The 23,689-nt window shown below is 67.7% G+C and carries 23 protein-coding genes; 12 read left to right on the forward strand and 11 right to left on the reverse strand.

What is annotated here, in order from left to right:
- Positions 1 to 38 precede the first annotated feature (38 nt).
- The gene (gene ftsY / locus J2X92_RS08915; protein ID WP_307575028.1) at positions 39 to 1,265 is read right to left on the reverse strand and encodes a signal recognition particle-docking protein FtsY; all 1,227 of its coding nucleotides are present in this window, start codon (positions 1,263 to 1,265) and stop codon (positions 39 to 41) included.
- 29 nt (positions 1,266 to 1,294) lie between these two features.
- On the opposite strand from ftsY, the gene J2X92_RS08920 reads away from it, so the two are divergent.
- Complete coding sequence (locus J2X92_RS08920) at positions 1,295 to 2,746, forward strand: M16 family metallopeptidase (protein WP_307575030.1); 1,452 nt, start codon at positions 1,295 to 1,297, stop codon at positions 2,744 to 2,746.
- A gap of 13 nt (positions 2,747 to 2,759) precedes the next feature.
- Positions 2,760 to 4,109 carry a M16 family metallopeptidase gene (locus J2X92_RS08925; RefSeq protein ID WP_307575032.1) on the forward strand — a complete coding sequence of 450 codons (1,350 nt, stop codon included), beginning with the start codon at positions 2,760 to 2,762 and terminating at the stop codon, positions 4,107 to 4,109.
- Between the two features lie 9 nt (positions 4,110 to 4,118).
- Here the strand turns inward: J2X92_RS08925 and J2X92_RS08930 are convergent, their stop codons facing one another.
- The gene (locus J2X92_RS08930; protein WP_307575033.1) at positions 4,119 to 5,036 is read right to left on the reverse strand and encodes a LysR family transcriptional regulator ArgP; all 918 of its coding nucleotides are present in this window, start codon (positions 5,034 to 5,036) and stop codon (positions 4,119 to 4,121) included.
- Between the two features lie 83 nt (positions 5,037 to 5,119).
- On the opposite strand from J2X92_RS08930, the gene J2X92_RS08935 reads away from it, so the two are divergent.
- From J2X92_RS08935 to pcp, 7 genes are read left to right on the forward strand one after another with little or no spacing between them, the layout of a single operon-like run.
- Complete coding sequence (locus tag J2X92_RS08935; RefSeq protein ID WP_307575034.1) at positions 5,120 to 5,755, forward strand: LysE/ArgO family amino acid transporter; 636 nt, start codon at positions 5,120 to 5,122, stop codon at positions 5,753 to 5,755.
- 30 nt (positions 5,756 to 5,785) lie between these two features.
- Positions 5,786 to 6,451 (forward strand): RsmD family RNA methyltransferase, encoded by a 666-nt coding sequence (locus J2X92_RS08940; RefSeq protein WP_307575036.1) that lies wholly within the window; start codon positions 5,786 to 5,788, stop codon positions 6,449 to 6,451.
- Between the two features lie 42 nt (positions 6,452 to 6,493).
- The gene (coaD, locus tag J2X92_RS08945; protein ID WP_055802687.1) at positions 6,494 to 6,997 is read left to right on the forward strand and encodes a pantetheine-phosphate adenylyltransferase; all 504 of its coding nucleotides are present in this window, start codon (positions 6,494 to 6,496) and stop codon (positions 6,995 to 6,997) included.
- A 10-nt stretch (positions 6,998 to 7,007) separates the two neighbouring features.
- On the forward strand, positions 7,008 to 7,658 hold the full coding sequence (gene pxpB / locus J2X92_RS08950) for a 5-oxoprolinase subunit PxpB (RefSeq protein WP_307575039.1): 651 nt from the start codon (positions 7,008 to 7,010) through the stop codon (positions 7,656 to 7,658).
- Positions 7,655 to 8,653, forward strand: coding sequence for a 5-oxoprolinase subunit C family protein (locus tag J2X92_RS08955; protein ID WP_307575041.1), 999 nt, complete (start codon positions 7,655 to 7,657; stop codon positions 8,651 to 8,653). Before pxpB ends, J2X92_RS08955 begins: the two co-directional genes overlap by 4 nt.
- 59 nt (positions 8,654 to 8,712) lie before the next feature.
- A complete protein-coding gene (gene pxpA / locus J2X92_RS08960; RefSeq protein ID WP_307575043.1) occupies positions 8,713 to 9,453 on the forward strand; it encodes a 5-oxoprolinase subunit PxpA in 741 nt (246 codons plus the stop codon).
- A gap of 16 nt (positions 9,454 to 9,469) precedes the next feature.
- The gene (gene pcp / locus J2X92_RS08965; RefSeq protein ID WP_307575291.1) at positions 9,470 to 10,129 is read left to right on the forward strand and encodes a pyroglutamyl-peptidase I; all 660 of its coding nucleotides are present in this window, start codon (positions 9,470 to 9,472) and stop codon (positions 10,127 to 10,129) included.
- Here pcp and J2X92_RS08970 read toward each other — a convergent pair.
- Positions 10,117 to 10,818, reverse strand: coding sequence for an alpha/beta fold hydrolase (locus J2X92_RS08970; RefSeq protein WP_307575044.1), 702 nt, complete (start codon positions 10,816 to 10,818; stop codon positions 10,117 to 10,119). The genes pcp and J2X92_RS08970 overlap by 13 nt on opposite strands.
- A 178-nt stretch (positions 10,819 to 10,996) precedes the next feature.
- Here J2X92_RS08970 and J2X92_RS08975 point away from each other — a divergent pair, with 178 nt between their 5' ends.
- Positions 10,997 to 11,689, forward strand: a complete 693-nt coding sequence (locus J2X92_RS08975; RefSeq protein WP_307575045.1) for a histidine phosphatase family protein — start codon at positions 10,997 to 10,999, stop codon at positions 11,687 to 11,689.
- A gap of 30 nt (positions 11,690 to 11,719) precedes the next feature.
- Here J2X92_RS08975 and J2X92_RS08980 read toward each other — a convergent pair whose 3' ends face one another.
- The 3 genes from J2X92_RS08980 to J2X92_RS08990 all read right to left on the reverse strand — a co-directional run bounded on the left by J2X92_RS08980 (position 11,720) and on the right by J2X92_RS08990 (position 15,207).
- On the reverse strand, positions 11,720 to 13,303 hold the full coding sequence (locus tag J2X92_RS08980; protein ID WP_307575046.1) for an N-acyl-D-amino-acid deacylase family protein: 1,584 nt from the start codon (positions 13,301 to 13,303) through the stop codon (positions 11,720 to 11,722).
- Between the two features lie 115 nt (positions 13,304 to 13,418).
- Positions 13,419 to 14,777, reverse strand: a complete 1,359-nt coding sequence (locus J2X92_RS08985) for a tetratricopeptide repeat protein (RefSeq protein WP_307575047.1) — start codon at positions 14,775 to 14,777, stop codon at positions 13,419 to 13,421.
- A 31-nt stretch (positions 14,778 to 14,808) separates the two neighbouring features.
- The gene (locus tag J2X92_RS08990) at positions 14,809 to 15,207 is read right to left on the reverse strand and encodes a tautomerase family protein (RefSeq protein WP_307575049.1); all 399 of its coding nucleotides are present in this window, start codon (positions 15,205 to 15,207) and stop codon (positions 14,809 to 14,811) included.
- 107 nt (positions 15,208 to 15,314) lie between these two features.
- On the opposite strand from J2X92_RS08990, the gene J2X92_RS08995 reads away from it, so the two are divergent.
- Together J2X92_RS08995 and J2X92_RS09000 are read left to right on the forward strand one after the other, a co-directional pair.
- The gene (locus tag J2X92_RS08995; RefSeq protein WP_307575051.1) at positions 15,315 to 16,184 is read left to right on the forward strand and encodes a LysR substrate-binding domain-containing protein; all 870 of its coding nucleotides are present in this window, start codon (positions 15,315 to 15,317) and stop codon (positions 16,182 to 16,184) included.
- Between the two features lie 36 nt (positions 16,185 to 16,220).
- Complete coding sequence (locus J2X92_RS09000; protein WP_307575053.1) at positions 16,221 to 16,847, forward strand: YitT family protein; 627 nt, start codon at positions 16,221 to 16,223, stop codon at positions 16,845 to 16,847.
- Positions 16,848 to 17,129: 282 nt separating this feature from the next.
- Here the strand turns inward: J2X92_RS09000 and J2X92_RS09005 are convergent, their stop codons facing one another.
- From J2X92_RS09005 to J2X92_RS09025, 5 genes are all read right to left on the reverse strand, one after another.
- Positions 17,130 to 18,551: an amidase gene (locus tag J2X92_RS09005; protein WP_307575055.1), complete on the reverse strand. Its 1,422-nt coding sequence runs from the start codon at positions 18,549 to 18,551 to the stop codon at positions 17,130 to 17,132.
- Positions 18,548 to 20,035, reverse strand: coding sequence for an ABC transporter substrate-binding protein (locus tag J2X92_RS09010; protein ID WP_307575057.1), 1,488 nt, complete (start codon positions 20,033 to 20,035; stop codon positions 18,548 to 18,550). Before J2X92_RS09010 ends, J2X92_RS09005 begins: the two co-directional genes overlap by 4 nt.
- A 204-nt stretch (positions 20,036 to 20,239) precedes the next feature.
- Positions 20,240 to 21,733, reverse strand: a complete 1,494-nt coding sequence (locus J2X92_RS09015) for an ABC transporter substrate-binding protein (RefSeq protein ID WP_307575058.1) — start codon at positions 21,731 to 21,733, stop codon at positions 20,240 to 20,242.
- Between the two features lie 139 nt (positions 21,734 to 21,872).
- Complete coding sequence (locus J2X92_RS09020; protein ID WP_307575060.1) at positions 21,873 to 22,703, reverse strand: ATP-binding cassette domain-containing protein; 831 nt, start codon at positions 22,701 to 22,703, stop codon at positions 21,873 to 21,875.
- Positions 22,700 to 23,689: an ABC transporter ATP-binding protein gene (locus J2X92_RS09025; protein WP_307575062.1), complete on the reverse strand. Its 990-nt coding sequence runs from the start codon at positions 23,687 to 23,689 to the stop codon at positions 22,700 to 22,702. The genes J2X92_RS09020 and J2X92_RS09025 overlap by 4 nt, the downstream gene beginning before the upstream one ends.

A 23,689-nucleotide genomic window follows, 5' to 3' on the forward strand; every position in this document is an offset into this window, starting at 1 on the left:
AAGCGGCTGTATCTGAGCGCCCGCGAGGGCCGGCCGCCTCAGCCCAGCAGCGCCTGAGCGAACTCGCGCGCGTTGAAAGTCTCCAGGTCTTCGAGCTTCTCGCCCACGCCGATGAAATAGACCGGAATCGGCCGCTCGCGCGCAATGGCGCACAGCACGCCGCCCTTGGCCGTGCCGTCGAGCTTGGTCACCACCAGGCCGGTGAGGCCCAGCGTCTCGTCGAAGGCCCTGACTTGCGCCAGGGCGTTCTGGCCCGTGTTGCCGTCGATCACCAGCAGCACCTCGTGCGGGGCCGTGGCATCGGCCTTGGTGACCACGCGCTTGATCTTCTTGAGCTCGTCCATCAGGTGCAGCTGCGTGGGCAGCCGGCCGGCGGTGTCGACCAGCACCACGTCCTTGCCGCGCGCCTTGCCGGCCGTCACGGCATCGAAGCTCACGGCGGAGGGGTCGCCGCCCTCCTGGCTCACGATCTCGACCGTGTTGCGGTCGGCCCAGACCAGCAGCTGCTCGCGCGCCGCCGCACGGAAGGTGTCGGCCGCCGCCAGCAGCACCGAGGCGCCCTCGTTGGCCAGGTGCTTGGTGAGCTTGCCGATGGAAGTTGTCTTGCCCGCGCCGTTGACGCCGGCCACCATGATCACCGTCGGCGTGAACTGGCCGATCACCAGCGGCTTCTCGAGCGGCTTGAGCAGGTCGGTGATCGCGTCGGCCAGCAGCCGCTTCACTTGCGCCGCGTCGGTCGCCATCTGGCGCTTGACGCGGCTGCGCAGGTCGTCGAGCAGGAATTCGGTGGCCTTCACGCCGGTGTCGGCCATCAGCAGGGCCGATTCGAGCTCCTCGTACAGCGCGTCGTCGATCTGGGCGTTGACGAACACCGCCTGAATGCCGGTACCGGTCTTGCGCAGGCCGGTCTTGAGCTTGTTGAACCAGCCCTTGCGCTCGGCCGCCATGGCTGCGTCGGTGATGAGCGCGGGCAGGGGTTCGTCGGGTTCGGCGGGTGCAGGTGCTGGCGCTGGCGCGAGGACCGGCGCAACAGGCGCGGCTGCAGGGGCCGGTGGCGGCGCCACCGGAGGCGGTGGGGCCGGCACGGCGGGCGGAGGCGCCGCTTCCTCCACGGGGGGTTTCGAGCCGAACCAGCTCGACGGTGAGAACACCGAGCGCGCGGGTGCGGGCGCAGGCTCGGGGGCCGGTGCCGGCTCGGCGGCCGGGGAGGGCGCCGGCGCGGCCGGTGATTCGGCAGGCGGTTTTTTCTTGAAGAAACTGAACATCAGGAGCTTTTTACAATCCGACCCATTCTATGAAACACCCCTCGCCACGCCGTGCTGCGTCCGGTGCGGTGCTGGCAGTGGCGCTTTCGGCGCTGTGGGCCATGCCTGCGCAGGCCCAGTCCACACCGGCTCCCGCCGCTTCATCATCCGCTGCTGCCGCGGCACCCGCTCCCCAGCAGTTCACCCTGGCCAATGGGATGACGCTGCTGGTGCTGCCCGACCGGCGCGCGCCCACCGCGGTGCAGATGCTGTGGGTTCGCGTGGGCTCGGTCGACGAGGTCGACGGCACCTCGGGCGTGGCCCACGTGCTGGAGCACATGATGTTCAAGGGCACCAAGGACATCAAACCCGGCGAGTTCTCGCGCCGCGTGGCGGCCCTGGGCGGACAGGAAAACGCGTTCACCACGCGCGACTACACCGGCTACTACCAGCAGATTCCGGTCGCCAGCCTCGAGCAGATCATGAAGCTCGAATCGGACCGCTTCGCCAACAACCAGTGGCCCGACGACGAGTTCAAGCGCGAGATCGAGGTGGTCAAGGAAGAACGCCGCCTGCGCACCGAGGACCAGCCGCGCGCATTGCTCGGCGAACAGCAGAACGCGGCCGTCTTCACGGCCTCGCCCTACCATCGCCCCGTGGTCGGCTGGATGAGCGACCTCGACGCCATGACGCCGGAGGATGCCCGTGCGTTCTTCCGCCGTTGGTACGTGCCCGCCAATGCGGCCGTGGTGGTGGTCGGCGACGTCGACGTGGCCAAAGTGCGGGCGCTGGCCGAGAAGTACTACGGCGGCATTCCCGCGCGCGCCGTGCCTGCGCGCAAGCCGCGCACGGAGCCCGCGCAGCGCGGCATCCGCCGCATCGAGTTCAAGGCGCCGGCCGAGCAGGCCTACGTGTCGCTCGCGTTCCGCATTCCGCAGCTGGAGAGCATCGACGCAGCCGACAGCGACGTGTGGGCGCTCGAAGTGCTCTCCGCCGTGCTCGACGGCTATACCGGCGCGCGGCTCGATCGCGCGCTGACCCAGGGCCCTGATCGCGTGGCCGATTCCGCCAGCGCCTATTCGGGCTTGGCTGGCCGCGGGCCGCAGCTGTTCACGCTGGTGGGTGTGCCGGCGAATGGCAAGAGCGCGGAGGCGGTCGAGGCCGCGCTGCGCGCCCAGGTGGCGCGCATTGCCAAGGAAGGCGTAGGCGAAGCCGAACTCGCGCGCGTCAAGACGCAATGGGTGGCGAGCGAAACCTACAAGCGCGATTCAGTGATGGCGCAGGCCCGCGAACTCGGCAGCAACTGGGTGCAGGGGCTGCCGCTGGACACCAGCGCGCGGATCGTCGCGAAGCTGCAGGCCGTGACACCAGCCCAGGTGCAGGCCGTGGCCGGCAAGTACTTTGGAGACGACCAGCTCACCGTGGCGACCTTGCGCCCCCTGCCGCTCGACTCCAAGCCCCGCGGCCGCGGTTTTGCAGCGCCCCAGGGCGAACTGCGCTGAAGGGCCGTATTCCATGATTCCCATGAAAAAAATCCTGAGTCCTGCTTTGTTCGCGGCCCTTGCCGCCGTGGCGGGTTCAAACGCCGCGCAAGCCGCGCTGCCCATCGAGCACTGGACGCTCGCGAGCGGCGCCAAGATCTACCTGGTGTCGACTCAGGCCCTGCCCATCGTTGACGTGCAAATCGATTTCGACGCCGGCAGCCGGCGCGATCCGGCGGCGCAAGCGGGCCTTGCCAGCGCGAGCGCGACCATGGTCGAGAAGGGCGTGCGCGCCGGCAAGAACGGCGAGCCGGCGCTCGACGAGAACGCACTGGGCGAAGCCTGGGCCGATCTGGGCGCCGAGTTCAATGCCAGCGCCGGCACCGATCGCGCGAGCTACTCGCTGCGCACGCTCTCCGAACCGGCGCTGCTGGCCAAGGTGGTGGCGTTGGCTTCGCGCGAGATCGGCGAGCCGGCATTTCCCGATGACATCTGGCCGCGAGAGCGCGAACGCATCAACGCCTCGCTGAAGGAAGCCAACACCAAGCCGGCGACCATCGCGGGCCGTGCCTTTGCACAGGGCGTCTACGGCATTCATCCGTACGGGCAGCAAGTCACCGAAGCCACCCTCGCGCGGATCGACACCGCCGCCATGCGGCAGCGCTACCAGCAGCTCATCGTGCCCTGCCGCGCCAAGCTCAGCATCGTGGGCGCCGTGACCCGCGCCGAGGCCGAGGCCATGGCTACCGCGCTGCTCTCGCGGCTGCCGGGGCCCGAGGCTTGCACGCCGCTGCCCGCCATTGCGCCGGTGACTGCGCTCACGGCGCCCAAGGACGATCGCATTCCGTTCGCGTCGGCCCAGGCCCACGTGCTGATCGGGCAGCCGGGCTACCCCCGCAAGGACCCGGACCACTTCGCGCTCACGCTCGGCAATTACGTGCTGGGCGGTGGCGGCTTCGTCTCGCGGTTGACCAACGAAGTGCGCGAGAAGCGCGGCCTGGCCTACAGCGTCTACAGCGGCTTTTCTCCGGGGCTGGATTCCGGTGCGTTCCGGGTCGGCTTCCAGACGCGGCCCGACCAGGCCGAGGATGCCGTCAAGGTTTCGCGAGACGTGGTCGCGAAGTTCGTGGCAGAAGGGCCAACCGCCGAAGAGCTCAAGGCCGCGAAGGACAACCTGATCGGCGGCTTTCCGCTCTTGCTGGACAGCAACCGCAAGCTCATCGGCAATGTGGCCAACATCGCGTGGTACGACTTGCCGCTCGACTACCTGGACACCTGGACCGCGCGCATGAACGCGGTCACCGCAGCCGAAGTTCGCGCCGCCTTTGCACGCAAGCTTCAGCCCGAACGCATGGTGACGGTGGTGGTGGGCGGAAAACAATAACGGGCGTTCTCAGCGCAGCGCGTGCGCCCCGCTTCCGGCGGCCGTGCGCACCGCGGCCTTGAGCCGCTCGAGCAGTTGCGGCGCCGCGCGCGCCTGCTGCCAGTAGAGTGGCACCTGCAGCGTCGAGCCGGGCACCAGTTCTACCAGCGCGCCCGTTCGCAGAGCGTCGGCCGCCATGCTGGCCGGGAGCATGCCCCAGCCCATGCCGGCTCGCGCCGCGTCGACGAAACCCTGCGCGGAGGGCAGCCAGTGCCGCGGCGTCTCGATGCTGCGATGGCAGATGCGACGCACCCAGCGTGCCTGCAGCCGGTCCTTGCGGTCGAACACCAGGCTGGGTGCGTTGCCCAATGTGCGCGCACCCACGCCCTTGCCGAAGTAGCGTCGCACGAACTCCGGGCTTGCGGCCGCCACGTAGTGCATGGCGCCCAGGGCCTCGCTGTTGCAGCCCGCCACCGGCTGCGCCAGGGCGGTGACGGCCGCCAGCACCGCGCCGTTTCGCAGGCGCTCGGCGGTGTGGTCCTGGTCGTCGACGGTCAGGTCGAGCAGGGCGGATTCTTCCTGCTGCGCAAAGGCCGCAGCGGCCGCCATGAACCAGGTGGCGAGGCTGTCGGCATTGACCGCCACGCGCACAGTGACCCGCTCGCCCGCGCTACCGGTCCCGCCGCCCATGCCAAGCGAGGGCAGGGCGTCGCGCAGCTCGTGCTCCAGCATGCCCACGCGCTCGATGTGCCGGCACAGCTGCTGCCCGGCTTCGGTGGCCACGCAGGGTTGGCCGCGCACCAGCAGCGCTCCGCCCGTGCGCTCTTCGAGCAGCTTGACGCGTTGCGATACGGCCGACGGCGTGACGTTCAGCGCGCGGGCCGCGCGCTCGAAGCTGCCTTCGCGCACCACGGCAGCCAATGCGTTCAGGGCGGCGTAATCGAGCATGGTTCTTCGTGAGATTAGAAAAACTGAATATGGCTTAGAAAGTTTAGTTTGAATTAACTGATTCGCGGCGGCAAGCTTGCGCCATGGCTTACGAACAGATCACCACCGCATTCATCAACGGGTTCTTCATGAGCCTGGTGCTCATCGTCGCCATCGGCGCGCAGAACGCCTATGTGCTGCGCCAAGGCCTGCGCCGCGAGCATGTGAGCGCCGTGGTGCTGTTCTGCGCCGCCAGCGATGCGATTCTGATCACCGCGGGCGTGGCCGGCATGGCGCAGGCGCTGAAGGGGCGGCCGGTATTTGCCACGGCCCTGGCGGGGTTCGGTGCGCTGTTTCTGGGGGCGTACGGATTGCGCGCGCTGTGGCGCTCGTGGCAGGCCGGCGCATTGCAGGCAGCGGTACAGGGCGCACCTCTCTCGCGCGCGACCGTGCTGGCGCAGGCGGCGGGCTTCACCTTGCTGAACCCGCATGTTTATCTCGACACCGTGCTGCTCGTGGGCAGCACGGGCGCCCAGTACGGCGGCTCGCTCAAGGTCTGGTTCGTCGCGGGCTCGGCGCTGGCCAGCGCACTGTGGTTCTCGGCGCTGGGCTTTGGGGCGCGATGGCTGGCACCGGTGTTCGCGCGCCCGCGTGCCTGGCAGATGCTCGATGCGCTGATTGGCGGCACGATGCTGGTGCTGGCCGCGCTGCTGGCGCGGCGCGCCCTGCTCGGCGCTTAGGAGGCCCAGCAGCGGCGTTAAGCTCGCCCCATGCCCCAGAAGAAAGCCGCAGCCGCCCAGCGTTCCACCTCGAAGCCATCGCCGTCCCCCGTGCGTTCGAAAGCGCTGCCGCGCGAAGTGCGCATCATCGGAGGCCAATGGAAGCGCAGTCGTCTTCCGGTGGCCGACAAGCCGGGCCTGCGCCCCACACCCGACCGTGTTCGCGAAACGCTGTTCAACTGGCTCGCGAGCCTGGCCGGGGCGGGCGGCGGCGAGCTGCCGGGCTGGCATTGCGTCGATGCCTTCGCGGGCACCGGAGCGCTCGGGCTCGAGGCGGCTTCGCGCGGCGCCGCAAGCGTGCTGCTCTGCGAGCAGGACGCCGCATTGGTGGCACAGCTCCAGGCCGCCAAGGCCAAGCTCTCGGCCGAGGCCGTTCGCATTGAGCGGGGCAATGGGCTCACTGCGCTTGAACGCACGGCTGCCGGCAGCCTCGATGCCGTGTTTCTGGATCCGCCTTTCGACAACATCGCCCTCTACGAACCTGCTCTGCGTGCGGCGGCGCGGGCCGTGAAAGCCGGAGGCGCCGTTTACCTTGAAGCGCCGCGCCGCTGGGGCGACGAAGAGCTTGCCGCCGTCGGCCTTGTTGATTTTCGTTACTTAAAGGCAGGGGCGGTCCATGCGCACCTGCTGCGGCAGGCTGCAAACGGGACTGCATAATCCGCCGGACAAGCCGCACCGGCTGCATGAGGAAGAAAAACCATGGCCAGCAACGTGATCGCGGTTTATCCCGGCACTTTCGATCCCATCACCCTCGGCCACGAGGACGTGGTGCGGCGTGCAACCCAGCTTTTCTCGAAGGTCATCGTCGCGGTTGCGGCGGGCCATCACAAGAAGGCGCTGTTCTCCCTGCAGGAGCGCATTGAGATGGCGCGCGAGGCCGTGAAGCCGTACAGCGACCAGGTCACAGTCGAGAGCTTTTCGGGCTTGCTGCGCGATTTCGTGGTGGTGCGCGGTGGCAAGGCGATGGTGCGCGGCCTGCGCGCCGTGACCGACTTCGACTACGAGTTCCAGCTCGCGGGCATGAACCGCTCGCTGATGCCCGACGTGGAGACGGTGTTCCTGACGCCCAGCGACAAATACCAGTTCATCTCGAGCACCTTCGTGCGCGAAATTGCCATGCTGGGTGGCGAGGTCCACAAGTTCGTTTCGCCCGATGTGGAGAAGCAGCTAGCAGCCAAGGTGCGCAGCCTCGGTCGTGAATAGCCGACCTCCTTTGCCTCGCTTGCATCCGCTCGGCGACGCGGCGCTGCTGTGCGAGCTGCCGCCGCCGGCCACGCTGGCGCAGCAGCAACGGATCTGGGCGCTGGGCGCGGAGGTCGAGCGGTGGGCCGGTGTGGGCGAGGTGCTGCCGGGCATGAACAATCTCACGCTGACTTTCGACCCGACCGCGATCGGAATCGATGCGCTGATGGAACGCGTGAACGAGGCCTGGCCGCGGTTGTCGGCCAACGCCATCGAAGGCCGCAGGGTGGAGATTCCGGTAGCGTATGGCGGCGAGCATGGCCCCGACCTTGCAGACGTGGCGGCACACACAGGTCTCACGCAGGCCGAAGTGGTGCGGCGCCATTGCGCGGCCGACTACGTGGTCTACCTGCTCGGCTTTTTGCCGGGCTTCGCCTTCATGGGCGGACTGCCGCCCGAGTTGGCCACCCCGCGCCGGTCCGAGCCGCGCACCGCAGTGCCTGCGCGGTCGGTCGGCATCGGCGGCGAGCAGACCGGCATCTATCCGCTGGTGTCGCCGGGCGGCTGGCAGCTGATCGGCCGCACCTCGCTGGAACTCTTCGATCCTTCGGCCGAGCCACCCACCTTGCTGCGCCCGGGCGACCGCGTGCGCTTTGTCGTCGAAAGCGTGCACATCACATGATGCTGGTCCAGAAGCCCGGCATGCTGGCCTCGGTGCAAGATTTGGGGCGGCACGGGCATAGGCAGCTGGGCATCTGTCCCGGCGGCGCGCTCGACGTGCTGGCGCTCACGCTGGCGAACCGGCTGGTCGGCAATGCCGATGGAGCGGCCGGCCTGGAGATCACCATGGGCGGTTGCGAAATCCGCTTCGAAGCCGCCACCCGCATCGCGCTGGTGGGTGACGGCTTCGGCGCCCGGCTCGACGGCGCGCCGCTCTGGCCCTGCTGGAGCGTGCCGGTAGCGGCCGGCCAGACGCTGACGCTCGCGGGTGCCAATGCGGCCGGCGTGAAGAAGGCCGGTTTGCGCAGCTGGCTCGCCGTGGCGGGCGGCATCGACGTGCCGCCGGTGCTCGGCTCGCGCAGCACCGACCTGAAGGCGGGCTTCGGCGGCCATCAGGGCCGCGCGCTGCGCAAGAGCGACCGGCTCGCGCTGGGCGCCACCGCGCTCGACGCCGCCCGGCTGGCGAGACGCCCGTTCGGTCTGCGCGGACCGGACTGGGGCCCTGAGGCAAACGATGGGGCCATCGCCCTTCGCGTGCTGCCGGGCCCCGAATTCGAACAGTTCACCGCAGCCTCGCAGACGCAACTCTGGAGCGAACGTTGGCGCATCACCGCGCAGAGCAACCGCATGGGAAGCCGGCTCGCGGGCACGGAACTCAAGCGCAAGCGCAGTGCCGACATGCTCTCGTCGGGCGTCATTCCCGGCACCATCCAGGTTCCGCCCTCGGGCCAGCCGATCATCTTGATGGGCGACGCGCAGACCACCGGCGGCTATCCGCGCATCGGCGTGGTCATCCGCGCCGACCTGTGGAAGCTCGCGCAGGCACCGCTCGACGGCCGGTTGCGGCTGGTGCAGGTCGACATGGCCGAGGCGCTCGAGGCATGGGCCGAGCAGCAGCGCTATCTGGCGCAGGTGACGCAAGGGCTTGCGGCTGCGGGTTGGACGAGACCGGCATAGACTTGCAATCAGCAGGCGCTCGCCGGCCCGCCTCAGCGCTCGACGAAGGAACAAAGCTTATGCAAATCGACCTCAATGCCGATCTCGGTGAAGGCGCCGGCAGCGACGAAGCGCTGCTCGGCCTCGTAAGCTCGGCCAACATTGCGTGCGGCTGGCATGCGGGCGACGCCAAGACCATGCGGCAATGCGTGCGCTGGGCCATCGAACACGGTGTGGCCATCGGCGCCCATCCGAGCTTTCCCGACCGCGAAAACTTTGGCCGGAGCACCATGCACCTGCCACCCGACGAGATCGTGGCGAACGTGCTCTACCAGGTCGGCGCGCTGGCCGCGATCGCCAAGGCCGAAGGCGGCAAGCTCTCGCACGTGAAGGCGCACGGCCAGCTCTACAACCAGGCCGTGAAGGAGCCCGAACTCGCCGACGCGCTGTGCGAGGCGGTGCGGCGTTTCGATCCCACGCTCAAGTTTTTCGGCTTGGCGGGCAGCGGCATGATCGACGCCGCGCGCCGCGCAGGCCTCACGCCCGTCGAAGAGGTGTTTGCCGACCGCGGCTACATGCCCGACGGCAGCTTGGTGCCGCGCAGCCAGCCCGGTGCGCTCATCGAAGACGAAGAACAGTCGCTCGCCCAGACGCTCTCGCTGGTACGTGACCGCAAGGTCACGGCCATCGACGGCAGCACCGTGCCGGTCAACGCCCAGACGGTATGCCTGCATGGCGACGGCGCCCACGCACTGGAGTTTGCGCGGCGCATCCGCGACCGCCTCCAGCAAGAAGGCATCGCGGTTCGCGCTGTGGCCTGAGCGCGCTGTTCAAGCCGTGGTGCAGCGAACCAATGTCCTGCTGACCGGGTTCGATCCGTTCGACCGAGAAGCCCTCAATCCGTCATGGGAGGCCGTGCGCGCGCTCGACGGCTGGAAGTGCGGTCGCGCCACCGTGCATGTGCGCCAGATGCCTTGCGTTTTCGGCCAGGCGATCGAGACGCTTGCGGGCGTGATGGATGAGTTGCAGCCTGAACTTGTGCTGTGCATTGGCCAGGCCGGCGGCCGCGCTGAGATCACGCCCGAGCGGGTGGCCATCAACGTCGACGACGGGCGGATTGCCGACAACGCGGGCAGGCAGCCCATCGACGCGCCCGTGGTGCCTGGCGCGCCGGCGGCGTATTTCTCGACGCTGCCGATCAAGGCCATGGTGCGCGATCTGCGTGCGGCCGGCGTGCCCGCGTCCGTCTCGAACACCGCAGGCACCTTTGTCTGTAACCACATCTTCTACGGGCTGATGCACCGTATGGCCACGCACCCCGTGCCGGGGCAGCGCGGCGGCTTCATCCACATCCCTTACCTGCCCGAACAGGCGGCGCGTTTTCCGGGGGTGCCGAGCATGTCGCTGGCCACCATGATCGAGGCGCTGCGCATTGCAGTGGCTTGCGCGCTGGCCGTTGAAAAAGACATTGCCGAAACCGGCGGTCAGCTCCACTGACCCAGCCAGGAGAGCAGCGCCGCGTTGACGAATGCGGGCTTCTCCATCGTCAGCATGTGGCCGCATTGCGCCACCCACACCACTTCGGCATGCGGCACCAGCGCCGCGATCTCCCGCGTGCAGTCGGGCGGCGCCAGCCGGTCGGTATCGCCGCAGATCAGCAGCACCGGCGCGCGCAGCGAAGGCAGGTGGGAGCGCGCATCGGGGCGGCGCATCACCGCGCGGTTCTGCCGGATCAGCTGCTGTGCGCCGGCGTCCAGCACGATGTCGAGATAGCGCTGTACCAGCGCCTCGTCGGCCGCTTGCGCGGGATGAAAAGCGAACACCACGTTCGGTTCGATCACCTCGCGCAGATCGCCTTGCTCGAACAGTTCGATCGCGCCTTCGCGCAGTTCGTACATCTCGGGCGCCTCGGGCCGCGGATTGGTGCCCAGCAGCGCGAGTCCGGCGATGCGCTCGGGTGCTTGCCGCGCGGCTTCCATCGCGATCATGCCACCCATCGACGCGCCGCAGAGCACGAGCGGACCGGGGTGTTCGCGCAGCACGGCCGCGGCCATGGCCTCGATGGTGTCGTGCCGCGTGTGGGCATCGCTCACACGGGCTTCGAACGCAGACGGGAGGACGGGAAGCTGCGCTTCCCAGAGGCGCTCGTCGCAGGCGAGGCCAGGCAGCAGGACAAGATTCGGCATGGGGCCATTCTGCGTGATCGGGCGATCTGGCGCAGCGGCATAGGCTGCCCGGCCAGGGGGTTTTGAGGCGTCGGATTGGCGTGCTTTCGCCGTCGCCCTTCCTGCAGGTGGCGGCCATGCAACAGATGCGGCCGTCGAGTGCACCCGCGTCACGCATGCGGTGGAGAATGGGTGTTCCATGCCTACGCCCACATCCGATTTCGCGACCGAACTCATCCTGATCCGCCACGGCGAAACCGCCTGGAACCGCGAACTGCGCTTCCAGGGGCACGCCGACGTGCCGCTCAACGACATGGGCCACGAGCAGGCGCGCCGCCTCGGCCTGCGGTTGGCCAGCGAAACGGCGCAGCACATCATCAGCAGCGACCTCATGCGCGCGCAGCAGACCGCCGCGCCCGCGGCGTTGCAACTGTCGCTGCCGGTGGTCACCTCGGTGGGTTTGCGCGAGCAGCATTTCGGCGTCGTCGAAGGTTTGCGAGCCGACGAGATCCAGGCGCTGCATCCGCGCGCCTGGGAGCAGTGGCTGGAGTTTCGCGAGGACCACGCCATGCCCGAGGGCGAGTCGGCGCGCGAGTTTCATGCGCGCATCGTCGCGGCGCTCGGAACCCTGGCCGCCGCGCATCGCGGACAGCACCTGATCGTGGTCACCCATGGCGGCGTGCTCGACATGGTGTGGCGCACCGCGCGCGGGCTCAGCCTCAGCGGGCCGCGCCAGAGCGACATCCCCAATGCGGGCTTCAACCGCATTCGCATCGCCGATCCCGCGATGCCGGATGCGATCGAGATCGTCGACTGGGCCGACACCCGGCATCTTGCCGACCTGCCGCCGCAGCCGACCTACGACCAGCGGCGGCATCTCGAGAAGAACTGAGCCGCCGAAGCTGAAAAAGCGCGCGCCTCCTCAGGTGCAGCTGCCGGCCTTCGGTGTGCGCAGCAGCGCTTGCCCCGCGCCAATGCCGGTGGGCTTGCCGCCATCCACCGCGAGCCGGCCGTTCACCAGCACCGTGACCACGCCCTCGGACAGCAGCGCAGGCTGCGTGTAGGTGGCCCGGGCGGCATAGCGCGAGGGGTCGAACACGACCACGTCGGCGTAGTAGCCCGGCCGCAGGTGCCCGCGCTGCTTCAGCCCCAGCGTGTCGGCCGTCAGCGATGAACTGCTGTGGATGAATTGCCCGAGCGAGATGGTGTGTTCCTTCACGACGTACTGGTCGTACTTGCGCGCGAAGGTGCCGTAGGCGCGCGGGTGGCCCAGCGAAGAGTCGGACGAGGTCATGACCCATGGCCGCTTCATGAACGCGCGCACGTCGTCGTCGCTCTGGTTGAACGACGCGATCATCAGGTCACCGTCACGCAGCACGGCAATGGCAGCATCCACCGGATCGGCATTCGAGGCCTTGGCCACGTCGGCCAACGTCTTGCCGACGTACTTGGTGCTGCCGGCCGAAAACAGGATCGTCTCGGGGCCGCCGCGCAGGCGCAGGTTCTCGCGCATGCCGGTTCGCAGGCGCTCCTGCACCGACGCATCGTCGAAGCGCTTGAGCATGGCCTCTCGGCCGCCGTCGACGGCCCATGGCGGCACCAGCGCGGCCGAGAAGCGCGTGCTCGATGCCGTCCACGGATAGTGGTCGGCCGTGATGTCGAGCCCGGCGGCACGCTCCTTCTCGATGCGGCGGATGATGTCGCCGCTCTGGCCCTGCACGTCCACGCCCAGCGCCTTGATGTGCGCCACGTGCACCGGCAGGCGGGCTTCGCGGCCGATGCGGATCACTTCCTCGATGGCGCCCTTCAGTCCGATGTTGTACATCGACTCGTCGCGGATGTGGCTGTCGTAGAGCCCGCCGTGCCGGGCCGCGACCTTCGCGAGCTCGATGACCTCCTCGGTCTTCGAGAAATTCTGCGGCGGATAGAAAAGACCGGTCGATAGGCCCAGCGCACCGTCGCACATGGCCCGGCTCACGTGCTGGCGCATCGCGTCGAGCTGCTCGGGCGTGGGCGTGCGATTGGCTTCGCCGAGCTGGCTGATGCGCACCGGGCCGAATCCCACGTACATGGCCACGTTGGTGCCCACGGGCGCCGAGCGCAACCGCTTCGTCTGCGCCGCGATGTCGAAGCCGCCGAAGCCGTCGTTGCCGATCACGGCAGTGGTGACGCCCTGGGTGAGAAAGGGAATGTTCAGGCGCTTCTGCGGATCGGTGGAATGCAGGTCGGAATCGGCGTGGGTGTGCGCGTCGACGAAGCCCGGCGCCACGATCATGCCCGTGGCGTCGATGGTCCGCCGCGCGCTGAATTGCGCCGGCGCCTTCGGGCCGGCGAAGATGATGCGGTCGCCCAGGACGCCGACGTCGCCCACGATGGGCTCGTTCGAATCGCCGGTGTAGACGGTGCCGCCGCGCAGCAGCAGGTCGAGCTCGACCGGGGCATCGGCGGCGGATGAAAGACCCGCCAGGGCCGCGAGCGCGGCGAGCACGACAACTGATTTCTGCATGGGCGAGCGATCCGGAGAAATGTGAAGCGGGCAGTTTAGGAGTCGCTCCCGCGCACCGTTAATTCCTTTTGCGATACGCCCCATGACCGGAAGGCATGGCCTCTTTCTGCCCCACTCAGAGCCGCGATGCCAGTTGTTCGAGCCCGAGCCGCGCATAGACGGCACTGGCCTGTCGCCTCAGGCGCAGCGACTCGGGCTGGCCGTTGAACTGCTGCTGCAGGATGCCTTGCGCACCCGTGAGCGTGGCCTGGCTGCCGGCGCGCACGAGGGCGTCCAGGTACACCTGCTCGAACAGGTCGCGCTGCGCGTGGCTGCCGCCAATCTCGAGCAGCCGCGGCAAGGCCATGCCCAGTCCTTCGATGGCGGAAGCGAAATCGCCGCGCGCATGCGCAACCAGGCCGCGCGCGGCCGGCATGCACACGTGCTCCCAGGCGGCGCGCGCGGAGAGCGGCGCGTGTGGCGCATGGGCTTCGATGTTGCGCAGCAGCGCATCGGCCTCGGGGCGGCCCGCGCGGGCCAGCCCGTACAGATACTGCAGGTCGAGAAAGGGCAGCACGTGGTCGGCCGTGCGCTGCACAAGGTAGCCGCTGACGTCGTCCCATCGCGCACCGACGTCGATGTCCGCAAGTTCGAAGCGCGCGAGCAGCGAGACGGCGCCGATCTGGTCCTGCGAGTAGTCCTTCACCACGCCCCACACTTCGCGGTCGTACACCGCAAGGGCCTCGGTATCGTGCCCAAGCTCGATGAGGAACAGCGCCACGTGCCACCAGTTGTGCGTGACCATGAACGAATTGAGCCCGGTCCAGGTCTCGCTGACGCCCTGCATGAACGCCAGGCCTTCGGAGAGCCGGCCTTCGGTGAGCATCACATGCGCCAGCGCGTGGTGCGCCCAGGGTTCCTTGCGGCACATGCCGATGGCGTGGCGGGCGCTGGCCTCGGCGTCGCGCATCAGGTGGCACTGCTCGTAGCCGAACGCGGCCATGCCGTGCAGGTAGGGCACATCGGCGGCAGCCGGCAGCGCAGCGAGCGCCAGGCGCAGCATGCCGGGGCAATCGCCGGTATTGAAGCAGTGGTACTGCCCCAACTTCACCGAGACGAGGTCGCGCGGATGCTCCCGCGCCTGCTCCGCGTGCAACGCAATGGCCTTGGCGATGTCGCCCTCGGACCAAGCCTGGATGGCCGCTATGTAGCGCTGCTCGCGCGGCGTGGCGCGCGCCATCCCGGCGCGCGCCTTGTCGAGGAAGGGCCGTGCGTTGGCCGCGGCCTCGCGCGATTCCGCAAAAAGGTGCAGCGTCGCGCAATAGGCTTGGGCGATGGGGCTTGCGTCGCGGTCGGCCAATGCAAGCAGGTTGACCGCGCGCGCCTCGGTCGAAACGAAGCCCAAGACGAAGTCGTCGACGAGCGGCAGGCTGGCGGCATCGTCGAGCGTGAGCGGGTTGCCGAAGCTGTCGGCATGCAGGGTTGCGGGGGGCATGGCGCCATGGTGCCACGCCCCGCCGCAAGCTTCAAACGCCCGCTTGCTGGTGGCGGTACTCCTGCGTCTTGCCGCCATAGCCGTAGGCCGCGCCGCGCGCGTCGATCACGTGGATGTACGACACCTCGTGCAGGTTGGGCCGCAGCCGCGCCATAGCGGCATGCACCTCGCGCAGGTAGCGCGCCTTCTCGGCCTTGGTGTTGGTTTCGTCGGTGATGCTGATGTCGAGGTGGAACGCCGACTTGCCGAGCGAGGACAGCGACTGCCCGCCGATGAACCAGGTGTCGGCGGCGATGTACTGCACCGTGATAGCGATCACCGGCAGCTGCTTGCCGAGCACGCTTTGGGTCAACTCGGCGACCACGTCGACGGTCTTGCGCGTGAGCTGGGCATCGGGTTCGCCCGAGAGGTGGACAACGATATGCGGCATCTGGAACTCCATGAATGAGTGAACGATGGGGAGATTGTGGAGAGTGGCTATCCATCGGAAAAGCGGGAAGATATGATGGATGTCATCGGTTAAGCGGATAGATCGCCATGCAGAACTTTGACCTGGAACAGCTTCGCACCCTGGCCGCGGTGATCGAGGCTGGCAGCCTCACGGCGGCCGCTCCGCGCGTGTTCCTCTCGCAGTCGTCGGTCAGCGAGCAGATACGCAAGCTGGAGGAGCGGGCCGGGCAGTCGCTGCTCACGCGCAGCAAGGCCGGCGTGCTGCCAACCGAGGCGGGCACACGGCTCCTGACCTATGCGCGCCGCATCCTCGCGCTCAGCGACGAGGCATTTCGCGATCTGCATGGTGAGAGCCTGCATGGCGAGCTACGGCTTGCGGTGACCGACTACTTTCGCCCGGGCGATCTCACGCGGCTGCTTGGGCGCCTAGGCCAGAGCTATCCGAAGGTGCGGCTGAACGTGAGCATTCTGAAGAGCGATGCGCTGCGGCTCGCCTATGCGAATGGCGAGTTCGACGTAGGGCTGGCAATGAACATCACGGGTGCGACCTCAGCGGCGGAGGGGGGTGCGAAGGCACCGGTGATCCGGCGCGAATCGCTGACGTGGCTCGGCGCAGCAGGCATGCGGTTGGCGCGCGGCGAGCCGGTTCGTCTGCTGGCATTGCCGGACACCTGCTCGCTGCATCAGTACACCGTGGCGCTGTTGCGGCGGCGCCGGGTGCCATATGTGCTGGCGCATGTGGCGTCGGGCGTGGCAGGCTTGCAGTCGGCGCTGGCTGCGGGGCTGGGGGTCGCCTGCCTGAACGAGTCCGCGTTGTGTGACGGGGTGGTTCGGCTGGCGGCGCCGCACGGGTTGCCAGCGTTGCCCAGGGTCGCGTTCCAGTTCTTGCCCGCCCGCAGGGGCGAGACAGAGTTTGTGACCCGAGCTCGGGAAATGCTGGCGACGCACCTGGTGTGACACACGGGGTGGCGCGGGATTTGCGTGAAACCCGCCATGGACGTGCCACAACCTACAACCCCACCGGATCTGCTGCGCCACTCCGGCTTCGACGACGCACAGGCCATTTTTTCGGGCACGCTGTTCGTTGCGATTGCCATGATGTTGTTCGGCCAGGCAGGTTTGCTCACGGGTGGAACGGCCGGGGTCGCATTTCTCTTGCACTACGCCACCGGCGTGAGCTTCGGAAAGCTGTTCTTCCTGGTGAACCTGCCGTTCTACTGGTTCGCATGGCGCCACATGGGGCGTGCCTTCACGGTCAAGACTTTCTTGGCCATCGCGCTGCTGTCGGCAATGACCGATTTGGCGCCGCGCTACATCTCGATCGATTCCCTTCACCCGGCCTTGGCAGCCGTGCTCGGCGGCTTGTTGCTGGGCACCGGCTGCCTGTTTCTCGCGCGCCATCGCGCGAGCCTGGGCGGCGCGACGGTGCTGACGCTGTACCTGCAAGAGAAACGCGGCTGGCCTGCCGGCAAGGTCCAGATCGGCATCGACTGCGCGGTGGTGCTGCTCGCGCTGTTCGTGATCCCGCCGCAGCGGGTGGGCGGGTCGGTGCTGGCGGCTGTGGTGATGGGGCTTTTCTTGTGGGTCAATCACAAGCCGGGGCGGTACGCTGCGACTTGAGCTTGTTCAGGGCGCTATTGTTCAGGGCGTGTGCAAAGGCCACCGGGTACTCCCCTCCGCGAATGTCCCCCGCCTTCGGCTCCTCCTTTATTTCGCTGCGGGGAGCACCCGGCGCCCTGTGCACTGGGGCATGCTGCTGGTGTACCGCTGATCAACGACTGCTCTGAATCACGCTCCCGCTGGCGGGGTGCCTTGCGCAGCGAAATAAAGGAGGAGGCCGCAGGCCGGGGGACATTCGCGGAGCAAGGTACCCCGCCAGCGGGAGCGCGCCCGGAATGAATCTCAACCTCGAGGCACCACCGGCCAGGGGCGCTGCGGCTCCCGAATCTGTTCGAACGCACGCGACACGCGCAGCACGCCAAGGTCGTCAAAACGCTTTCCAGCAATCTGCAGCCCGATTGGCAGTCCGCTGGCCGAGTACCCGCAGTTCACCGAGGAAGCCGGCTGCTCCGACATGTTGAACGGGACCGTGAACCCGATGTGTTCCAGCGGCCGCAATGGGTCATTCGTAGGCGAAGGCGCTTCCGCGGCCGCGGGCATGTTGGGCGAGACCGGCGAGATCACGTAGTCGAAGCGCGCACACGCCTGCACCGCCGCCACGCGCGTTGCGTGGAACTGGCTGAAGCTGCGGAACACGTGCTCGCCGCTGAACTCGGCCGCGCTCTCGGCCCATTCGCGAATGTAGGGCAGCACCTTGGCACGCTGATCGGCACGCAGCGCCTTCATGTCCACCAGCGAGCGCATGCGCCACAGGTGGTCCATGCCGTCCAGCATGGCTTGCGACATGAACGGCTGCATGGTTTCGACGATTGCGCCGGCTTTTTCGAACAGGCGCGCCGCATGCTCAACCGCCGCCTGGATTTCGGGCTCGACCGCGAGGCCGCATCCTGCGTCCAGCAGCAGGCCGATGCGCAGCCCCCGCAGATGGTCCGGCGATACGTCGAAGGCGGCCCAATCGATTTCCTGCGGCGGCAGGCTCATGCTGTCGCGCGCGTCGGGCTTGGAGAGCACCTGCATCATCAGCGCGGCGTCACTCACGCTGCGGGTCATCGGCCCCGCGGCGCGGCCCATGTAGGGTGGATCGATCGGGATGCGGCCCAGGCTCGGCTTGAGCGTGAAGATGCCACACCAGCTCGCGGGCAACCTCAGCGACCCGCCGATGTCGGTGCCGATGTGCAGCGGGCCATAGCCCGCGGCAGCCGCCGCACCGGCACCGGCGCTCGAGCCGCCCGGCGTCTTGCGGAGATCCCAGGGATTGCGCGCCAGCTTGTGAAAGCTCGAGAGCCCCGAAGACAGCATGCCGTAGTCAGGCATGGTGGTCTTGCTCACGATCACCGCGCCGGCTTCCTTCAGGCGCGCGGCAGGCGGCGCGTCGGCAGCTGCCGGCTTCAGGTCGACAGCGGCCGTGCCGGCCGGCATCGGGTCGCCGCGGGTGGCAATGTTTTCCTTGATGGTGGCCGGCACGCCGTCGAGCGGCCCGAGCGCTTCGCCGCGTTGCCAGCGCGCTTCCGAGGCGCGCGCCTGCTCGAGCGCGGCTTCGGGCCTGAAGAGCCAGGTGGCCTGCAGCTGCGGTTCCCAGCGCTCGATGTGCGCGATGACGGCCTGCGTGACCTCAACCGGCGACAGCCGCTTGTCGCGGTAGGCGGCCGAGAGTTCCTGCGCGGAGAGGTCGTTGAGCGAAGAAGAAGACACGTCGGCGCTCATCCCCACGACAGGGCCGACAGGTCGTTCACGAAGATCGGGTTCTCCTTCCAGAGGCCCTTCACGTTCTTCTTCGCGATGGTCGGGAACTGCGGCTGGTAGAGGAAGCCGTTGGCCGCATCGGTGGCCAGCAGCTTCTGCGCTTCGCCCAGCAGCTTGTTGCGCTCGGCGGCGTTGCCCGTGGCCTTGATCTTGTCGAACAGCGTGTTGAAGGCCTTCGACTGGTAGCCCCAGTAGTAGTCGGGCTTGGCGTAGTTGCCTAGGTCGAAGGGCTCGACGTGCGAAATGATCGACAGGTCGTAGTCCTTGTTGCCGTAGGTGCCGCTCAGCCACTGCGCCCACTCGACGTTCTGCACCTTCACCGTGATGCCGATCTTGGCCAGCTGGGCCACGATCACCTCGCCGCCCTGGCGCGCATAGGGTGGCGGCGGCAGGGTCATGGTGAGTTCGAGAGGCGTCTTCACGCCGGCCTCCGCCAGCAGCTTCTTGGCTTTCTCGATGTCGAACGGATTGATCGCGGTGGTGTCGACATAGCCCGCAGCGCCCGGCACGTAGTGGCTGCCAATCGGTACGCCGAAGCCGTCGGCCGCGCCTTCGATCACCGCCTTGCGGTCGATGGCCGCGAGGATGGCGCGGCGCACGCGCACGTCGTCCAGCGGCTTTTTCTTGTTGTTGATCGACAGGATGGTCTTGGCGCGCGAGCCGGCCAGGATGGTCTGGAACTGCGGGTTGTTCTTGAACTGCGGCACCACGCGCGTGCCGATGCGCGTGAATACATCGACGTCACCGGCCAAGAGCGACGCGGCCTGCGCGGCGGCGTCGGCAATGAAGCGGAACGTGACCTTGTTGATCTTTGCGGTGCCGGGGCTGCGGAAACCGTCCCACTTGCTGAGCGTGAGCGAAGAGCCCTTGGCCCAGCTGTCAAGCTTGTAGGGGCCGGTGCCGACCGGCTTGGTGGCATTGGTGTCGGCGCTCTTGGGCTCGACGATGACGGCGGTGGCCTGGCCCAGCACAAAGGGCAGGTCGGGGTCGATCTCCTTGTTGATGATCACCACGGTGTAGTCGTCGACCACCTGCGTGCTCAGGTTCGCGAACGTGCGCTTGTCCTTGTTGGTGCTCTTCTCGCTGCCGGCCCGGTCGAAGGCGAACTTCACCGTGTTGGCGTTGAACGGTTCGCCGTTCTGGAACTTGACGCCGCGCTTGAGCTTGAAGGTGTAGGTCTTCAGGTCGGGCGAGACTTCCCAGCTTTCGGCCAGGAGCGGCGTCACGTTGCCGTCGGCGTTGATCTTGGTGAGCGTCTCCAGGATGTTGTAGTGCACGACCTCGGCAATCGCGGCCGCGGCACCGGCGGTTGGATCGAGGCCCGGCGGCTCGAGCGCCATGCCAATCACGATGGCGTCCTTCCGTCCCTGCGCGATGCCGGCGACGGGAGAGGCCAGCGCAACAGTGGCGCCGGCGGTGGCAAGGAGGGTGCGACGGTTCAACATACGTTGTGATCTCCGGAAAAACGGTGAGTGTGCGAATGACTGCTTCCAGTGTGCGGCCGCCCCGAATGGAGGCACGGCGGCACGAAGGAAGGACACGCAGCACGAAAGATGCCACGCGCGCAGCAAAGTCATTCTCTCGCAGCAGGCGCCTTGGCGCTGGGCCGCAGAGGCGGTTTTTCCTCGGGACGTTCCCGGATGCCCGCCTCAGCTCCAGGAGAGCGCGGCAATGTCGTTGACGAAGATTGGCGTGTCTTTCCAGAGCCCGCGCAGGTTGCGCGCCGCCACCGTGATGAACTGCGGCTGGTACAGGAATACATTGGCCGCGTCCTCGGCCAGGAGGCGCTGCGCATCGCCCAGGTAGCGCAGCCGATCAGCGGTGCGCGCGCTGTTGCGCGCCTTGTCGAACAGCTCGTTGAACCTGGCCGACTGGTAGCCCCAGTAGTACTCGGGCTTGGTGTAGTTCACGAGGTCGAAGGGCTCGACGTGCAGGATGAGAGAAAGGTCGTAGTTCTTGTTGCCGTAGGTGCCGCTGATCCACTGGGCCCACTCGACGTTCTGGATCTTTGCGACGATGCCCACCTTGGCCAGCTGCGCGGCGATGAGCTCGCCGCCCTGCCGCGCATAGGGCGGCGGTGGGAGCACGAAGTCGAGTTCGAGCGGCGTCTTCACGCCGGCCTCGGCAAGCAGCAGCTTCGCATTCTCGACGTTGAACGGGTTGATGCCTGTCGTGTCGACATAGCCCGGCGCGCCGGGCACATAGTGGCTGCCGATGGCGACGCCGCGGCCATCCGCGGCGGCTTCAATCACCGCCTTGCGGTCGATGGCGGCGGCAATCGCGCGACGCACGCGAACATCGTCGAGCGGCTTGCGCCTGTTGTTGATGGCAAGGATGGTCTTGCCGCGCGAGGCATTGAAAACCACCTGGAAGCGCTTGTCGTTCTGGAACTGCGGCAGACTGCGTGACACCGAGGCGTGCGGAAACAGGTCGACATCGCCCGAGAGCAGCGCCGTCGTCTGCGCGGCCGGTTCGGAGATGAAGCGGAAGCTCGCCTTGCGGATCTGCACCGTGTCGGCGTTGCGCCAGCCCTCCCACTTGGCGAGTACGATGGCCGAGCCCTTGGCCCAGTTGTCGAGCTTGTAGGGGCCGGTGCCGACCGGCTTGGTGGCATTCGACTCCACAGTCTTCGGCTCAACCATGATGGCGGAGGCCTGGCCCAAGAGGAAGAGCAGTTCGGGCTCGATCTCCTTGTTGATCAGCACCACAGTATGTTCGTCGACCACCTGCGCCGCGATGTTGGTGAAGGTGCGCTTGTCCTTGTTGGTGCTGTTGGCTGCGGCGGCGCGGTCGAACGAGAACTTCACCGTGTTGGCGTTGAACGGTTCGCCGTTCTGGAACTTGACGCCGCGCTTCAGCTTGAAGGTGTAGGTCCTGAGATCGGGCGAGATTTCCCAGCTCTCGGCCAGCAGCGGCGTCACGCTGCCGTCGGAGTTGATCTTGGTGAGTGTTTCGAAGACGTTGTAGAGCACCACCTCCGCAATCTCGGCACCTGCCTTGACCGTAGGGTCGAGGCCCGTGGGCTCCAGCGTGAGCGCCAGCACCAGCGCGTCCTTTTTTCGCTGCGCCAATGCAATCGTCGGCAGCGCGACGGGGGCCAGGGCCGCGGCGCCGGTGGCAAGCAGGGTGCGTCGTTTGAGCATGAAGCGATGTCCTCGGAACAGGGGGCAGGCATCTTCAGCGACACGGCGACGGGGCGCAACCAGATGCTTATGACGCACTCATCCTAGAGCTGCTCCGCGACGCTTCGATGTCATCAGGCCATGGCCTGCCTGAAGAGACTCAGGCCGCCAGCAGCGTGCCGCCGGTGGGTGTGCGCGGCACCGCGTCGAGCAGCGTGCGCGTGTACGGATGCTGCGCATTGCGGAACAGCTCGCCAGGCGGGCCCTGCTCGACGATCTTGCCTTTCCACACCACGCAGACCTCGTCGCACAGGTGGTTCACCACGGCGAGGTCGTGGCTGATGAGCAGGTAGCTGATGCCGAACTGCTGCTGCAGGTCCTGCATGAGGTTAAGCACCTGGGCCTGCACCGACACGTCGAGCGCGCTCACGGGTTCGTCGGCCACGATGAGCTTGGGGCGCGTGATGAGCGCGCGTGCAATCGCGATGCGCTGGCGTTGCCCGCCAGAGAATTCGTGTGGGTACTTGTCCATGTCGGTGGTGCGCAAGCCCACGGCCGCCAGCGCCTCCGAGGCGCGCTCGCGCTGCACGGCACGGCTTGTCTCGGCCAGCGCCTCGAGCGGCTCGGCCACGATGCGCGCCACGGTCTGGCGCGGATCGAGCGAGCCGTAGGGGTCCTGGAACACCATCTGGAAGTCGCGCCGTGCCACGCGGAGTTCGCTCCGGGGCAGCTGGTGCAGGTCGCGGCCCAGCATGCGCACGCTGCCCGACGTCGGGGTGTCGAGCGCCATCACCAGGCGAGCGATGGTCGACTTGCCCGAGCCCGATTCGCCGACGATGCCCAGGCTGCGGCCGGCCGCGACCTTGAAGCTGACGCCGTTGAGCGCCTTCACGGTCGGCGGCGGGCCGAAGAGTTTTTCGCGCGGCAGTGCGTAGTGGCGAACGAGGTCCGTCACCTCGAGCAGGGGCTGGTTGCTGGTAGGGTGGCTCATGGTGCGAGTGCGCCTTCCGCCGCAATTTCCTCGAGCCGGATGCAGCGCACGGCGTGGTCGTGCCGCAATATCGTGGGCGGTGGCCGGGTCGCGTGGCAGGCATCGACCGTGTACTTGCAGCGCCCGGCAAAAGGGCAGCCCGGCGGCAGGTCGACGAGTTCGGGCACGCTGCCGCGAATGGTGGCCAGGCGAATGCCGCGCGGCGCGCCAAGCGCCGGCCGCGCTGCGAACAGGCCCTGCGTGTAGGGATGTGCGCGCTCGGCAAACACGGTTTCGGTAGGGCCGCTCTCGACCACGCTCCCGCCGTACATCACCAGCATTTTCGAGACGGTCTGGGCAATGACGCCGAGGTCGTGCGAGATCAGGATCAGCGCCATGCCGCGCTCGGCAACGAGACCCTGGATGAGATCGAGGATCTGCTTCTGGATGGTGACGTCGAGCGCGGTGGTGGGTTCGTCGGCAATCAGCAGGTCGGGGCCGCAGGCCAGGGCCATGGCAATGCCGATGCGCTGGCGCTGGCCGCCCGAGAATTGGTGCGGATAGGCATCGAGCCGCGAAGCCGCATCCGGAATGCCCACGCGCTCGAGCAGCGCCAGCACTTCCGTGCGCGCTTCGGCGCCCGTGAGCCCGCGGTGCAGCCGCAGCGGCTCGCCGACCTGGCGCGCGATGGTGTGCACCGGATTCAGCGCCGTCATCGGCTCCTGGAAGATCATGCCGATGCGGTTGCCGCGGATCTGGCACATGGCTTTTTCGTCCCGGCCGACGAGTTCGGTGCCGTCGAAGCGGATGCTGCCGGTGACCTTGGCGGTGGACGGCAGCAGGCCCATCAGCGACTGCACCGTGATCGACTTGCCGCAGCCCGATTCGCCGACGATGCCCAGCGTTTCGCCGCGCTCGAGCGTGAAGCCAATGCCGCGCACGGCCTCGGCGGGGCCGCGCTGCGTTTGCAGTTCGACGTGCAGGTCCTTGACTTCGAGAAGAGGCAT

It is taken from the genome of Variovorax paradoxus (genome assembly GCF_030811855.1).
Lineage (GTDB): Bacteria > Pseudomonadota > Gammaproteobacteria > Burkholderiales > Burkholderiaceae_C > Variovorax > Variovorax paradoxus_L.